General features: G+C 42.1%; 12 protein-coding genes. 7 read left to right on the top strand and 5 right to left on the bottom strand.

All coding sequences use genetic code 11. The annotated features are described in order from the left end of the window. Nucleotides 1–15: 15 nt before the first annotated feature. Both CSV63_RS12820 and CSV63_RS12815 read right to left on the bottom strand, forming a co-directional pair. Nucleotides 16–1,095: a Glu/Leu/Phe/Val dehydrogenase dimerization domain-containing protein gene (locus CSV63_RS12820; RefSeq protein WP_099696218.1), complete on the bottom strand. Its 1,080-nt coding sequence runs from the start codon at nucleotides 1,093–1,095 to the stop codon at nucleotides 16–18. Between the two features lie 115 nt (nucleotides 1,096–1,210). Next, nucleotides 1,211–2,566: a sodium-dependent transporter gene (locus CSV63_RS12815; protein ID WP_099696160.1), complete on the bottom strand. Its 1,356-nt coding sequence runs from the start codon at nucleotides 2,564–2,566 to the stop codon at nucleotides 1,211–1,213. A 274-nt stretch (nucleotides 2,567–2,840) separates the two neighbouring features. Here CSV63_RS12815 and CSV63_RS12810 point away from each other — a divergent pair, with 274 nt between their 5' ends. Further along, a complete protein-coding gene (locus CSV63_RS12810) occupies nucleotides 2,841–3,305 on the top strand; it encodes an Lrp/AsnC family transcriptional regulator (protein WP_099696159.1) in 465 nt (154 codons plus the stop codon). Nucleotides 3,306–3,552: 247 nt separating this feature from the next. Here the strand turns inward: CSV63_RS12810 and CSV63_RS12805 are convergent, their stop codons facing one another. Then, nucleotides 3,553–4,251, bottom strand: coding sequence for a YjjG family noncanonical pyrimidine nucleotidase (locus CSV63_RS12805; protein ID WP_099696158.1), 699 nt, complete (start codon nucleotides 4,249–4,251; stop codon nucleotides 3,553–3,555). Between the two features lie 505 nt (nucleotides 4,252–4,756). Between CSV63_RS12805 and CSV63_RS12800 the strand changes: the two genes are divergently transcribed. Both CSV63_RS12800 and CSV63_RS12795 read left to right on the top strand, forming a co-directional pair. Then, complete coding sequence (locus CSV63_RS12800; RefSeq protein WP_099696157.1) at nucleotides 4,757–8,428, top strand: flagellin N-terminal helical domain-containing protein; 3,672 nt, start codon at nucleotides 4,757–4,759, stop codon at nucleotides 8,426–8,428. Between the two features lie 227 nt (nucleotides 8,429–8,655). After that, the gene (locus CSV63_RS12795) at nucleotides 8,656–9,411 is read left to right on the top strand and encodes an IclR family transcriptional regulator (protein ID WP_099696156.1); all 756 of its coding nucleotides are present in this window, start codon (nucleotides 8,656–8,658) and stop codon (nucleotides 9,409–9,411) included. 54 nt (nucleotides 9,412–9,465) lie between these two features. Here the strand turns inward: CSV63_RS12795 and CSV63_RS12790 are convergent, their stop codons facing one another. Further along, a complete protein-coding gene (locus CSV63_RS12790; protein WP_099696155.1) occupies nucleotides 9,466–10,452 on the bottom strand; it encodes a 5-oxoprolinase subunit C family protein in 987 nt (328 codons plus the stop codon). Further along, entirely contained in the window at nucleotides 10,443–11,183 is a 741-nt protein-coding gene (pxpB, locus tag CSV63_RS12785) for a 5-oxoprolinase subunit PxpB (protein ID WP_099696154.1), read from the bottom strand. The genes CSV63_RS12790 and pxpB overlap by 10 nt, the downstream gene beginning before the upstream one ends. 279 nt (nucleotides 11,184–11,462) lie before the next feature. Here pxpB and CSV63_RS12780 point away from each other — a divergent pair, with 279 nt between their 5' ends. The 4 genes from CSV63_RS12780 to CSV63_RS12765 all read left to right on the top strand — a co-directional run bounded on the left by CSV63_RS12780 (nucleotide 11,463) and on the right by CSV63_RS12765 (nucleotide 15,539). Beyond that, entirely contained in the window at nucleotides 11,463–12,239 is a 777-nt protein-coding gene (locus CSV63_RS12780) for a LamB/YcsF family protein (RefSeq protein ID WP_099696153.1), read from the top strand. Beyond that, nucleotides 12,236–13,462, top strand: coding sequence for an NRAMP family divalent metal transporter (locus tag CSV63_RS12775; RefSeq protein WP_099696152.1), 1,227 nt, complete (start codon nucleotides 12,236–12,238; stop codon nucleotides 13,460–13,462). Before CSV63_RS12780 ends, CSV63_RS12775 begins: the two co-directional genes overlap by 4 nt. 19 nt (nucleotides 13,463–13,481) lie before the next feature. Continuing rightward, nucleotides 13,482–14,273 (top strand): putative hydro-lyase, encoded by a 792-nt coding sequence (locus CSV63_RS12770; RefSeq protein WP_099696151.1) that lies wholly within the window; start codon nucleotides 13,482–13,484, stop codon nucleotides 14,271–14,273. A gap of 711 nt (nucleotides 14,274–14,984) precedes the next feature. Next, entirely contained in the window at nucleotides 14,985–15,539 is a 555-nt protein-coding gene (locus tag CSV63_RS12765; RefSeq protein ID WP_099696150.1) for a competence protein ComK, read from the top strand. The last annotated feature ends 98 nt before the right edge of the window (nucleotides 15,540–15,637 follow it).

The raw sequence follows: 15,637 nt of genomic DNA, 5'->3' as shown, positions 1-15,637 counted from the left end.
ATTTAGCTATTTTTATTACCGATGAAAATTCCATTTCGGTCTGTTGGACTGCGTGAAGAAGCTGTTGCGGTTCTTCGCATCTTCAATACGCTTTTCGCACATACGGTCTGCGGCAGTGGCAGTCGTAATATGATCTTGTTCTGCCTGATTGAATACTTGAAGTAGTGAGTTATAGATATTTTGCGTTTTGGCGAGTACACGTGCAGGGTTCGTTCCGTACAGTTCATCCGCCACTTGGATCAGACCACCGCCATTGACGATATAGTCCGGTGCGTACAAAATACCTTTTTCACGGAGCAGTTCTCCGTGGCGACTTTCCGCGAGCTGATTGTTTGCGGAGCCCGTGATTCCACGGACTTTCAATACGCTCAGCGTGTCGTCATTGATCACGCCACCGAATGCACAAGGAACGAAAATATCTGCTTGTTGGCTATAAATCTCATCGCTTGATACTGTTTTGACAGCGCTTCCACCAAGCTTCTGAATATCCGCGATGGCCTGTTCATGAATATCTGTGACGATCACGTTTCCGCCTTCATTAATAATATGTTCAGCTACTTTATACCCTACTTTTCCAAGACCTTGAATACTGTATGTTCTGCCTTCTACTTTGTCGTCACCAAACAACGTCTGGTTTGTTGCTTTGATCCCATAGAACACGCCGAGTGCAGTAGGGATGGACGAGTCTCCGCCGCCACCGTATTCAACGGGCTTGCCGACGATGTAGTTGGTTTCTTTCATTGCGTGCACGAAGTCTTCAAGCGTTGTGCCCATGTCTGTTCCTGTATAGAAGCGTCCGTTCAATGATTCGATGAATTGACCAAAAGCGCGGAATTTCTCAGGCGTTTTGTCTTTTAACGGATCACCGATGATGACCGATTTACCGCCGCCGAAGTCTACATCAGCTGCCGCGCACTTATATGTCATTCCTTTTGATAGGCGAAGAACATCCTGTAATGCGAGATCCATCGTTTTATACGGCGCCATACGGCATCCGCCAAGTGCAGGCCCCATTGTCGTATCGTGGACGGCTATGATGGCTTGAAGCCCTGTTGCTTTATCATGACAAAATAAAATTTGTTCGTGCTCGACCATTTTATCCAATACACTTGCTTTGTCGTCTTGTAAAGTTTGTTCTAATGTCACCAAAATAATTTCCCCCTCTATTTTATTGCTGTCAACTTGCAAAAAGTATCAGCAATCGATCTAGTTATTTCAAGAAGTTTAGTAGCCCGAGCACATCTGCAAAAACAATTAAAATAGCTACCGGCGCGAGATAACGGATCAATAAAAACCAGCCAGAAAAGATTTTTTTGCTGATATTGGAGCCGGCTTTCAATTCATCATAGAGTCGATCTTTCGAAATCTTTAATGGAATGAATATAGCGATCAACAACGCACCAAGCGGCATAAGAATATTACTTACTAAATAGTCAAACGCATCAAACAGAATCATACCGAAAATCGTAAAGTCTGATAGTACACCGTACGATAATGCGGATGGAATGCCGACAATAAAGATCGCCGCCCCGATTATCCAAGCATATTTTTTCCTCTTCGTGTCATCCCCTTTGGAAGTGGCCGACACTATAATTTCTAGCATAGAAAATGCGGAAGTCAGCGCAGCGAACAAGAACAGAATCAGGAATGCTAGGAAGAATAATGTGCCAAACGGAAGTTGCCCGAAAATGGTAGGCATGACGTTAAAGAGTAATGTGGGACCTGCGTCCGGTTCAAGACCGAATGCAAAGACCGCTGGGAAAATAACCAAACCGGCTAGAATGGCCACGAGCAAGTTCATCAATACGATCGAAATAGCAGACTGCGGCAAACTTTCCTTTTTGGATAAATACGAACTATACGTCACCATGACAGAAACACCGATACTAAGTGCGAAGAATGACTGCCCCATCGCAAACAAAATGGTTTCGGAAGTAACATTACCGAAGTTCGGCTTTAGGAAAAAGCTGACGCCTGCCATCGCCCCGTCGAGAGTGAATGAACGTATAGTTAAGATGATAAACAACACGAACAGCGCAGGCATCATGTATTTACTGGCCTTTTCAATCCCACTTGTCACACCTTTCGCGATAACAAATGTTGTCATCACCATGAACAGAAGCTGCGCGCCTACACTTGCGTACGGACTGGATACGATATTGCCGAATAAATCTCCATAGTCCGTCTGCGTTAGACCGCTCAGACTGCCAGTTGCAGCTTTCCAGATGTAGATGAGCACCCAACCGCCTACCACGCTGTAAAAAGATAGAAGGATGAAACACGTCACAATTCCTAGTCTTCCAATCAAGTGCCAAGATGTACCCGGTGCGACGGTTTTATAGGAATCGATCGCATCTTTTTGCGTGCTCCGTCCAATAATGAATTCACCCAGTAGAAGGGGGAGTCCGATCAGAAAAGTGAAAAGTAAAAAGATCAATAGAAAAGCTCCACCGCCACTAGTACCTGCTACATAAGGGAATTTCCATATTGCGCCTAAACCGATAGCTGAGCCTGCCGCAGCTAAAATAAAACCTAATTTAGAAGACCACTGATTATGTGTATGCATGCGTCACGTTCCTTTTGTTTTATAATTTTTGTTGTGAAGGATTTCAGCCTTTTGAAATCGCTTACATTTGTGAGTGAAAAAATATTTATCCATATGTTTTTGGGATACATGTGGTCCATTTCGTACCTCCTTTTTCTGTTAGATTCCCTTTGACTTAATAATAGAGTAGGATATACTTTAATTACATATCAGAAAAAAGTAGATTTCACAAAAAAGACACAATTTTGAACGACTTTAATGCATTTATCCTTCATTTTGGAAAGAGGTGTGTTTTTTGAACATAACAGACATTAAATTATTGGAACTATTGCAGGAAAACAGTCGCGTCACGATCAGCGAACTATCCAAACAATTATCTCTTAGCCGCCCAAGTGTTTCGGAGCGTATCGCGCGTCTGCAGGAGAAAGGTATTATAGAAGATTTCACTGCGCGCCTTTCATTGCAAGCACTCGGACTGGATACATTACTATTCATCCAAGTGAGTGAGTTGAAAAAGAAGCCCGCTGATTTTGAGGAACAAATAAAAGGAGAAACGTCGATTCTTGAATGTCACCGTGTGACCGGAACGACAAATTATATCTTAAAAGCTGCTACATCTAGCATGGCCAAAATGAGCGAGTTGATCGATCGGCTCATACCATACGGTTCGTTAACGACATCCATTGTCTTGTCTTCGCCTATTCCGTATAAGATTATTTTGCCGGAAGAAGACGCGGTAAAAGAAAACTGTTTACAGTAACGGATTGAGTAGGGGGTGGATTACTTCTATATAATGCGATATGTTAGTTGAATATGTATGCGCTTTCAAATCGGTGTTTGGTGCTATAAATACTAATCAGAAAAACGTAGTGGAGATAGGCATACATTTCATCATGCTAAGCACTTTTTTTCAACGGTTGCCAGGCATCAAAACAATATTCCGTTTAATACATGATTAAACCCTCCAACGAAAGGTGTTGGAGGGTTTAGCTGTGATTAGTTACAGATCAGTTGTGTAGTACTGTCTTACGTCCTAAGCTGAAATCTGCCCATGAATGAATTTCAAATGTCGGCTGAATTGCTGTGTTGTTTTCACGTCGGTCTGGATTGAACCAGCACGTATCAATACCTGCGTTGATTCCGCCTTGTATATCGGAAGTCAACGAATCACCAATCATTAGTACACGTGAAGGATCGGTAATACCTAGTTTCTGAAAAGTATAGTCAAAAATCTCAGGCTGCGGCTTTTTGTAGCCAGTTTCTTCAGAAGCAATGATCGCTTCGAACGTATCGCGTAAAGGAGAGCCGGCTATGCGTGCGTGTTGGGCGATGGTGAAACCGTTCGTTAAGATCGCCAAACGGTAATCAGATAGCTTTGAAATCATCTCTTCCACACCGTCAATCAAATGTGATTCGAAGCCTAGGTTCTCGATGTATAGTTCTCCAAAGTGAGAAGCATCTAGTTGTAGTTCGTGCTGTGTGAATAACCGACGGAAACGTTCAACTTTTAATTCTTCCAATGTGATGCGACCTTGTTCGAGATCGTCCCAGATGACGGAGCTGATCGCGCGGTATGTGTCACGGTACGCTTCCAAGCCGTTTGGTAGTCCGAATGTGTTAAATGTATTGCCGAGAGCATGCTTTTCTGTTTCGGCAAAGTCGAATAAAGTATCGTCTAGATCGAATAATAGTACGTCGTATGGCATGTTGAAGGACTCCTTTATAAATAGTTACTTTAAGTGTAACACGATGTGTAGTTAGAGCATATGCAGTAAAACAGGAAAGTGCAAAGAAATGTAAGTGCCTTTATATCAAGAGGCATAGAGATATGGGACATGATTCGGATTATATTATAGTAGGTTTTAATACATTGAGCTTAATTTAATGTCCAAGTAGACAGATGCTATAGGGTGATTTACAGTGTAGCTTGCTTTGTTCCGAGGTAGAGTCATTTTATTGATCTTTTCTATTAAAAAACTAAAAATACAAAATATCATCGTATTGTAAACAGTATTAATAAAAAACTGCTCAGCTTCTATATTACTAAAATAATGTTGGGTATTGCACCAAAAGAAATGTATAATTAATGAAGTGATGAATAATTATACCTATTTTTGAGAAGTATAAGTAATAATTTCATAGAGAGCCTGATTAATTATAAGTTGCCTATCATACACCAATCACCAATGAAGAGTGAGGGAAAAATCTATTATGAGAATCAACCACAATCTACAAGCGCTTCGTGCGTGGAATGATAATACAAAAATTATGAAGAAAAGCGAGAATCAGCTAGAAAAACTGAGTTCGGGCTTATTTATAAATAAAGCTGCGGATGACGCGGCTGGCTTAGCTATCAGTGAAAAGATGCGTGCACAAATCCGGGGGCTTGAGCGGGCTCAAATGAATACACAAGATGCTGTCTCGTACGTGCAGACAGCGGATGGCGTTGTGCAAGAAGTAACACAGCATATACAGAGAATGCGTGAGCTGACTGTCCAGTCATTAAATGATACTTTAACTGATTCTGACCGTAGACAATTAGATGCAGAGTTTGGACAATTAAAGAAATCAATCTCAGACATTACGGAGTTTGCACAATACAATGGAGAATTGAACTCAGTAGATCAACATATGCCTGCATTTAGTAAACTGACTGGAAATCGTATATTTAATCAACCGATTCAAGTGATTCCTGGTTGGAATGATCGTTTGGTTATAGTAGCAGAACCCGATGAATATACGGTTACGCTTCCTGAAGGCAATTTTGAGAAGGTGGAAGATTTAATTGATCAAATCGATACACAAGTATATAAAGATTATCCAAATATCATTTTTAATGTGCAACCCGATCATTCGGTATCTGTCCAAGTGGAAAATCATAAAGATATTACAAAAGTTAAAGGACCGGGTTCGTTCCTTTTTTATGAATATGAATTGGGTAATCCTCCTGGAATGATTGTAGGCTCAACTGATTTCTCGACAGGCAATAATAAATTAGAAATTATTGCAGGTGTGAATGATAGATTGAGCTTCTATGCTGGCGCTACTAAGAAGTTTGAGCTAGTTATTCCTACACCCACAGTTGGGCATCCTGATGATCGAAGAGTCAGTTATACGCGAGATGAAATGGTTGATATTGTGAATGCATACTTACAAAGTCAAGGTGAAGACGAAATTATAGCCAATAAATTTGGAGATCGTTATATATCCATTTCATCTGACAAATACGTAATCACGGGCTTGAGTGGAAATATGATTAAGATAGATGGTATCTCCTCTTTCCTCTATGACATATCGAATACTGGGTCTGTATCAAAAACTAATGGTACATATTATGGAAGTGCTTATTTACAACCAGGTTCTACAGAATTTATAAAAGGACAAAATGATACATTGTTCATCGAATTAAATAACCAAGCACCTATGAAAATATCATTGTTGCAATTGTTGGAAGGTTCGGCAAATTTAACAGGGACTCAAATCGTATCGAGAATCAATACACAATTTAAATTACTTGGTTTAGATGCTGAGGCAAGTATGAGTGGAAATAGAGTAAAGTTAGAAAGTAACTATTATGGAAGTAGTTCCAGAATTACTGTATCTACTGCGTCACCTGCCTATGAATCGTTATTTACACGTGAAGAAGTGTATTTTGGAAATCCCTCCAGCTATGCTGGTGGACGTTCAGATGCGATATTGTATGGTAATTATAAGGAACGATCAGAGACGGTAATTACAGATCAAAACAATACACTATCGATAAAAGTTGGTGGTGAGGAACTTACGTTGACTCTAGATGAAGGAGTATATGGCGCGGTAGATTTAGTCGCCCATCTCAATACATTACTACCAGAGGACAATAGCTTGAAATTCCAGCTAAGTACTTCGGGAGCAAAACAAGCAATCCACCTTGCGGCAACTGATGCTGGGAAAACTATTGCATTCAACGATCAATCTGTAGCCTCTAATGCATTTGAAACACTTTTCGGAGGGGATCGTGTAGTAGATCCTTCTTATACATCAGGTACAACTTCAGCTCCTGTACCACCTCCGGAAGGTACTGTAGGTGAATCCCAAATTACTAAAACTTCTGCAAAAGTTACAGGCAATATTGATCTTACGAACGGGTTAACGATTACAGACGGTGAGAATACTCTAAGCTTTTATATAAATAATGAAGAATTTACAGTTACTCTAAGTCTTGGTTCATATACAAAGGATACATTGGTTGCTTCAATTAATGCACAATTAGCAGACACACCCGTACGTGCTGAAATAACGGGTGCTAATCGCCTTGCATTAGTTTCAAATGAGCAAGGCAGACATATGCAGTTCCGAAATGTAGCAGGTATTGGCATGGAGCGCTTCGTGAATGTACCTAATTCAACACAAGTATCTACAGTATTAGAAACAGTGCCAAGTGTTACAGGATATGCTGCCTTAAAAAATGAACCCATCATAATTGACAGCAGTAATAATGATATCACTTTTACATACATTGGCAAAAGTGGAGAAGAAACAATTAATGTTGCGGTACCAATGGGAACTTATACTAATCGAGACAACTTTGTTTCAGCTATCAATGATCAGCTCACTTTACCACAATTGGATAAATTCCAGTTCGAAATTAGTTCAGGAAGTATTCAGCTTATAGGTAAAGAAGCTGGCATAGGTACTGAATTTAAAGGAATGGGTGGAAAGTTGTATGAGGAATTTTTCAGAAAACAAGAATATACCTATTCAGGCTATGGTTACAGTGGAAATACTACACGTAAAGATGAAACGTATATTTTGGGAAGGCAACCACTTGGAAGTACTATTGAAATCTTTCCCAATATCAATGAAGTACTAACGTTTGATATTTATAAAAACAACGAAGTGATCAAAGTAGATGTTACTGTTCCTCCGAATACGTACACGCGGAATCAATTTGTCACTGCATTTAATACTGCGTTAAAAGAAGGGCTTAAGACAGCGGGACTCGAAGAAGACTTGATGAAAGCGCAAATCGGCATGAGCAATACGAAACCCCCTAGCTCCTACGATAAATCGGACAAATTTGTTTTATTATTTAACGAGCATAATGATGGTCGGAATGATAGTGGAACGTATCAAATCCAAGGCGTTCGGGGAACTGCTGCGTATACGTATTTCTATAACTCACAAGGCGATCCCAAACCTTCTTATGTAATTGGAATTACGGATTTAAGTGAAGGAGCTACGATAGAGGCAGGAGTTAACGATGAATTTACTTTGGATATTGATGATATAACAAAAAAGTTTACTATACCCGCAGGCAACTATTCCCAAGGTCAGCTATTAGAAGAATTAAATAATCTATTAGACATAGAAAATACAGGTATCATCGCGAGTTATGATAACAATAAATTGAAGTTCAGTAACCGAGAATATGGTGCTATACCTATTGATGGTTTTGCGGGATCAGCAAGAGACTTCTTGTTTTTTCGTACAGAGCGTAGGGAAGACCAAGCAGAATTAAATTTTCAAGTGGGGGCAAATTCCAATCAATCGATAGAATACAACCGTGTTCGTCTATCTGAACAACTATTACGGGTTAATACACTTACCGTCTCACACAGGATGGGTGCAGAAAAAGCATTAGAACGCTTAAGTTTGGCAATATCAAGTCTGACTGAAAAAAGCGGTTATTTAGGAGCAACCCAAAATCGTCTCGATCATGTCATTCGAGTCAACTCGGTGAATATCGAGAACTTGGTGGCGGCCGAATCTCGCATACGTGATGCGGACATGGCAAAAGAACTCTTAGAAAAAGCAAAAAATGATATTTTGATGCAGGCAAATCAATCAGTATTGGCGAAAGCTGGTGCGCACCCTCAAGGAATTTTGGATATGTTAAAGTAACTTGTAAATGAAAGAATCGTAAACAATTATCGGATATATGACCAAAGCGAAAACACAACTAAAAGAGCGAAAATAGATGTCAGAATATCTTTCAGAATCACAATGTCTTCTGAAGACAATTAAGACTTTATCTAGGCAACATTTCACTTCAATGCTATACTCAACCATACAAGTTTTCATTCAAAATATAGAAATTGATCTAGACTATCAATCAGAAAGGAGCCAACATGAGCACAAACAACAAAACAGTCGTCCGATCCTTGGACATACTCAACCTTTTCGTTGATCACCCAGCGCTCACATTCCAAGAAATCATCGACCTGTCCGGCATTCCGAAATCGTCCGTCTATCGTATGCTGTCTTCGCTAGAGGAAATGAAGTTTCTCGAGAAGGGTGCGGATTCACAGTATCGTCTCGGTTTGTTGCTATTGAAATACGGTAGTTTAGTATCGAAACGGTTGGATATTCGGAAGATTGCTTATCCGATTATGGAAGAGCTTCACAATGATGTGAAGGAAGCGATTAATTTGATTGTCCGCCAAGGGGATCAGGCGATTTATGTGGAGAAGATCGATACCTATCAGAAAGTTCGTTTGTATACGGCGATTGGTAGAAGTAGTCCGCTCTATGCAGGTGCCTGTTCGAGAATTATTTTATCCAACCTGTCTGATCGCTATATCGCCGAGTATTTGGATAAAACGGAATTACAGCCGTTTGCGAATGGAACCTTAACGGATCGGGAATTGCTGCTAGCATCCATCAACGAAACGCGACAAAATGGCTATACGCTTAGTCATTCCGAGCTTGAGAATTTCACTTCTGCTGTGGCGGCGCCAATTTTTGATTTTAGCGGTGATGTCATTGCGGGTATCAGTATAGCGGGTATTGAAGCGAATTATCAAGAAGAGAATTTAAAAATACTCGTCCCGAAAGTAAAAGAAGCTGCCTTGGAAATTTCCAGGCAGCTTGGGTATACAGGATGAATGAAACCTTGTCTTTCAGTGGAGTCATACTGAAATGCAAGGTTTTTTGCTTTACTACTGAAATTTCTGCTGTATGCCGATTTTGATTTGGTTAATCAGTTCTTCTTTCGCGATCAGTTCACGCTCTGCTTCTGCATGGCTGAGGAGCTTGAAATAGAGTTTCGCGTTAGGTTTCACTTGCGATAAACTACCTAAGTCGGCGGTAATGACTTGTCCGATTTTCGGATAGCCGCCAGCAGTTTGTCTGTCTGCCATTAAAATAATTGGCTTGCCGTTAGGGGGGAGTTGCATCGTTCCGAACGTCACGCCTTCCGATAGAAGTTCGATTTTTTCGGTTAACAAAAGCGCTTTTCCTTCGAGTCGTAAGCCCATTCGATTGGATTGAGGCGTGACGACATACGGCTCACTTACCAATCGTTGTTTACTCGCATCGTCAACGTACTGATATTCAGTGCCTGCAATTATTCGAATCGTTTGTGTGGAAGTCAGTCTGATTAATAGATGATGGGGGACAGCCCAGTCTGGCGTACCAAGTTGTTCGATCCGTGCAAAGACTTTTTCGTTTGATTCCGTCAGTTGCCCGAACGACAGGTGATCGTTTTGCTGCAGTGCTCTTCCTTTAAATCCGCCAATTCCCGCCACCAGATACGTACTTTTACTTTCCATCACAACCGGTATGTCGATTCCTCCTGCAATGGCCAAATACGCGCGACACCCTTCAATCGCAAAGCCGAATTTCAGTATGGAGCCTTTTTTGACAATAAGAGGCCGCCAATTCGCAACGGGTATCCCGTCAATCGTCGTTTGAAGATCTCCGCCCGTAATGGCAATCAACGCATCTTCTTCAAACTGTAGCATCGTGCCAAATAATGTGATTTCGAAAACGCCTTCTCGTTCTTCATTGCCTACAAGAAGGTTCGCGACACGCATTGAATAGCTATCCATGGCACCGCTTACAAGTACACCGAATTTTTGGGAACCGGTCCGACCGATATCTTGTATAGTCGTCAAAAGTCCAGCATTCAATACGTTTACTGACATGTCGTCACCTTCTTTTGCTCATCATACTCTTCTTGTGTTATCGGATAAAACTTGATTTTATCTCCCGACTGCAATAAAGACGGTGGAGACATATCCGGTACGAATAGATCGGTTGGTGTACGTCCGATAATCTGCCAGCCGCCCGGTGTTTCAAGTGGATAGACACCTGTTTGTTTGCCAGCAATCCCAACAGAGCCGGGATGAATCGATGTCCGCGGTGTTAATTTTCGCGGTGTCGCAATCCGTTCATCGAGGCCACCTAGAAACGGAAAACCGGGTGCGAAGCCGATCATGTACACGAGATATTCTGGTGTCGTATGAATCTCAATGACTTCTTCAATCGACATCGTATGTGTGTCTGCCACGATTTGTAGATCGGGACCGAATTCACCGCCGTACAGAACGGGGATCTCTACTAATCTTCCTTCTGTAACGGGAAGATCGGACATTTGGATAGCTAGTGTATTCATATAGTCGATGACTTTTTCCAGCGGTGTGCCGTCTGTTTGAAATCCATGTGTTGATTGATACACCAAATACGGGGAATAGTATACCGCCAAGCTATTATAAGCCGGAACCGACTCGATGAATCCGTCGAATGGATATTCATCCAAAAGGAAAGACAAGTTTTTCACTTGCTGGTGGACAGAAGGTTGGATGCCTTCGCCTAATTTTATAATGATGGCAGAATCGCCAAGTGCTTTGATATCGAGAGACTTCTGATCACTCATCGTAACATCTCCTTCAAATTCCGAAATTCGAAACCGTTATTCTGAAAAACGAATCGTAATTCTATTATAGATTTCTAAAGAGAAAATACAAGCCTATTATTCAGTTAATAAAAATACTCACCATATTTCGACAATGGTCTATTCAACAAAAGATTTTTGTGATAGACTAAGTTTCAAGTTCAAAACTTAAGTTTCGAATTACGGAACTAAGTTGTATGCAAACGCTTACTTCTTGTTGGCGTATGAATTCATTTTGAAAAATAAAGGGGGGGCCTATACATGGCAAAAGTAGATTTGAATAGTGATTTAGGGGAAAGTTTTGGCCGTTATACATTAGGAGAACAGAAAGAAATTTTGAAATATGTAACGTCTGCGAATATCGCGTGCGGCTTCCACGCGGGAGATCCTTCCGTAATGCGGGAGACGGTTCAGCTTGCGATCGAAAATGGTGTACGAATCGGTGCGCATCCGGGGTTGCCGGATTTAGTTGGATTCGGTCGACGAGACATGAATATTACTCCTCAAGAGGCGTACGACATGGTTGTCTATCAAATTGGCGCACTGCAAGCATTCTTAGCTGTACATCAAGAACCGATGCAGCATGTCAAGCCGCATGGCGCGCTCTATCAGATGGCGTCAAGAGATCAAGGAATTGCAGAAGCAATCGCAAAAGCTGTCTATGATGTATCACCGGACCTTGTATTGTTTGCACTTACGGATAGTGAATTATCGAGAGCTGGAGAAGCGATCGGACTCGTGACGGCACATGAAGTATTCGCTGACCGTACGTATCAATCAAACGGCATGCTCACTTCGCGTTCGCAAGAGGATGCGATGATTACCGATCAAGAACAGTCTGCTGAGCAAGTCATTAGGATGGTGAAAGAAGGAAAAGTACGTTCGCAGCAACAGACCGATGTCGCGCTACGAGCAGATACGATTTGCATTCATGGAGATGGTGAGCACGCAGTGGAGTTTGCGAAATACATTACAGACCGACTAAGTGGTGAAGGAATCTCGATTACCGCTATTTCTGACAGGGAGGATTCCTTATGAAAAATGACAAGTTAGGACTTACTCATGAGCAGGAACAGAAAAAGGTAACCCGTGGCGTCTTACTTGGCGCCGCCTTCCTGATGGCGACTTCGTCTGTCGGACCCGGTTTTTTAACACAAACCACTGTATTTACGGAGCAGCTCGCAGCAAGTTTCGGTTTCGTTATTTTAATTTCATTAATTTTAGACGTCTTTGCTCAAATGAATATTTGGAGAGTTATCGCGGTGTCCGGCTTACGTGGACAAGAAATTGCGAATAAAGTGCTGCCTGGTTTAGGTTTCGTCCTCGCTTTCCTCATTGTCGCAGGAGGTCTTGCGTTCAATATCGGAAACGTGGCGGGTGCAGGGTTAGGGCTTAATGCGATGGTTGGCATCGATCCCATCATGGGCGCAGTCATCAGTGCGATCTTTGCAATTTTGATCTTTGTGGTAAAAGAAGCGGGTAAAGTGATGGACAAAGTCGTGGCTGTTGCGGGTGTGATCATGATTATTTTGGTCGTGTTCGTCGCGTTCAAGACCTCTCCACCAGTCGGGGAAGCCATCGTTCGAACGTTTAATCCTTCTGAAATTAGCTTCTTTGCGATTGTTACGTTGGTTGGCGGTACAGTAGGGGGCTACATTACGTTTGCAGGGGGACACCGTTTGCTAGATGCGGGAGTGAAAGGAATTGATTCTGTTCCGTTTGTCACGAGAAGTTCCGTCACAGGTATTGCGGTCACTGGAATTATTCGAGTGGCATTATTCTTAGCAGTACTCGGCATCGTTGCGCAAGGATTGCAGATTGATCCAGACAATCCACCGGCCTCTGTTTTCCAGCTTGGAGCAGGAGAACTAGGCTTACGATTGTTCGGCGTCATCATGTGGGTAGCAGCTATCACGTCTGTTGTGGGTGCAGCGTATACTTCAGTTTCGTTCATCCGATCTTTCCACCCACTTATTGAAAAGTATCACAACTGGATCATTATTTTATTCATTGTCATTTCGACTACGACGTTCGCATTTGTTGGAAAGCCCGTCACGATTCTCTTATTGGTAGGGGCATTGAATGCATTGATTCTGCCACTAGCACTTGGTACGTTGCTCGTTGCAGCGTATAAGAAGAATATTGTTGGGGAATACAAGCATCCACTGTGGCTCACGATTGGCGGCGCGATCGTCGTGGTTATAATGGGCGTGTTAGGTGTTATGACGTTAATTGAACAGATTCCACTACTTTTTGACTAATAGATAGGAGGTTTTTTTGATGGAAGAGTATCGTTCTATGAATGCAAAGGAAGTTCGGAAGTTGATCCGAGAGCAAAAAATTACAGGGCCGACGTCTGGCATGGCCACAGGTTATACGCAAGCGAACTTGGTCATATTAAAACAAGAACATGCGCTTGATTTCTTACTGTTTTGCCAACGAAATCCCAAGTCTTGTCCGCTTCTAGATGTCACAGAACCGGGTTCGTATCGTCCGGCGAAGATCGCGGAAGATGCAGACATTCGCAGTGATCTACCGAGTTACCGCATCTACAGAGACGGTGTGTTGACCGAAGAAGTGAATGATATTACAGATTACTGGGAAGATGATATGGTCGGCTTTTTAATCGGATGTAGTTTCACGTTTGAATCACCGTTACTCGCGGGCGGAATTCCTATTCGGCATATCGAAGAAAACCGCAATGTCCCGATGTACAAAACGTCTATTGCGTGCACAAAGTCGGGTGTTTTTGAAGGACCGACCGTAGTCAGCATGCGCCCAATGAACGCGCAAGATGCGATTCGTGCGATTCAAATTACGACGCGTTTCCCAGATGTTCACGGAGCACCGATTCATCTCGGAGATCCGAGTCTGATTGGAATAGACGACATTTCCGCGCCGGACTTTGGCGATGCGGTGACGATCAATGAAGGCGAGATCCCCGTATTCTGGGCGTGCGGCGTCACTCCGCAAGCCGTCGCTATGCACAGTAAGCCGGCCATTATGATCACGCATTCTCCAGGTTGTATGTTCATTAGTGATATGAAAGATTCAGAGCTTAGTGTGTTGTAAGGTAAAAAGTTCTCAACTCGACTAATTGTCGGTTGAGAACTTTTTTGATTTGTGGGTGATTGTGGAATGGCGCGGTGTTCGGCGGTAATAGCGCGGTGTTCAGTGTTAATAGCGCGGTTAGTCCATACTTTGGCTCGGTCATGCAGATGAATAGCGCGGTTTCGAAGGATGAAAGCGCGGTGTTCGGTGGTAATAGCGCGGTTCTACAGCGAACTCCCGCTTACGTGCTTGCCAAAACCGTATAACATCTTGATATGTATTTTCATTCAAAGCACATACTGAATGTAATGTCACTACAGAATTCATTAATTTAATACATAATATGTCAAATAAAACAGCAATCCAACAATAAAATCTGAATAGTGGAAATTATAGTAGACGGAAGCAATATAGTGCTATATACTAGTCCTTAAGACAGGTACTTTGTATGCAGTTCGATTTGTAAACGCTTACTATCTTTAAAAATGAATGAATGCAGGTCGATAACTACAGCTATATTTATTGGCCTGTTTTTTTTGTGCGTCAACGTATATGTCTGAAAGGAGGTGAGAAATGAATGCGTCACGTGGTGGATAGAGAAAATCCCCGAGTGCTTCATGTCATGGGAGACAGACTCGAGGATTTACTAGCTGGTCATACCAACATATCGTTAGTATACCCCTTTATCTCACTAACCGAAAGGTGTTTCTATTAAAAGGGGGATAATGGGGTATGGATGAAGAAACAAAGTCAGTGATTTCACCAGGGACGAGTATGGTATATCCGTATTATGACGATGAGGGAAAGTTATGTGCGGTATTACTAAAAAACGGTGATTTTGTACGGGTGGATCAAAGTCCGACTGAGGTAGTGGACTTGAGCATGCAGTTTTACGGGACGAGTTTGCGTGGTGGAATCGATGGGGGTAAGGCGTTGATGGGCAGAATACATATGACACCTGTGATGGTCAATGAGCGATTGGATATGTACTGGTTTCCAAGTAATTCACCTTCAAGTACTGAATGCGTGTGGTTTTCATTGTCAAACATTTTGACGTTCTTACCGTTCGATAAAGAACATACCAAAGTGATATTCCGTGATGGCAATGTGTTTACGGTGAACTGCAGTTATCCAGTGTTCCAGAAAAGATACCAGCGGACATGCATGTTAAAGAATGGATTGACGGCCAGGTTCACGCAAATGGCGCTCGGTGAGAAGAAGGGGTATAAAACGTATTTGATCCGAAAGAATCATAAACGTGGGAATTATGAAATCACAGATGAGTAAATAAAGTTATACATAGCGTTCCTCACGGGAGGAGCGCTTTTTTTGTCGAATGGTTTTGTGAAATGTTCACTGTTTTGGTAGGCGGGGTGGTATAATCA

Source organism: Sporosarcina sp. P34 (assembly GCF_002743375.1).
Classification (GTDB): Bacteria; Bacillota; Bacilli; order Bacillales_A; family Planococcaceae; genus Sporosarcina.
The sequence above is the reverse complement of the archived record's forward strand: the minus strand, read 5'-3'. Positions and strand labels throughout refer to the sequence as shown.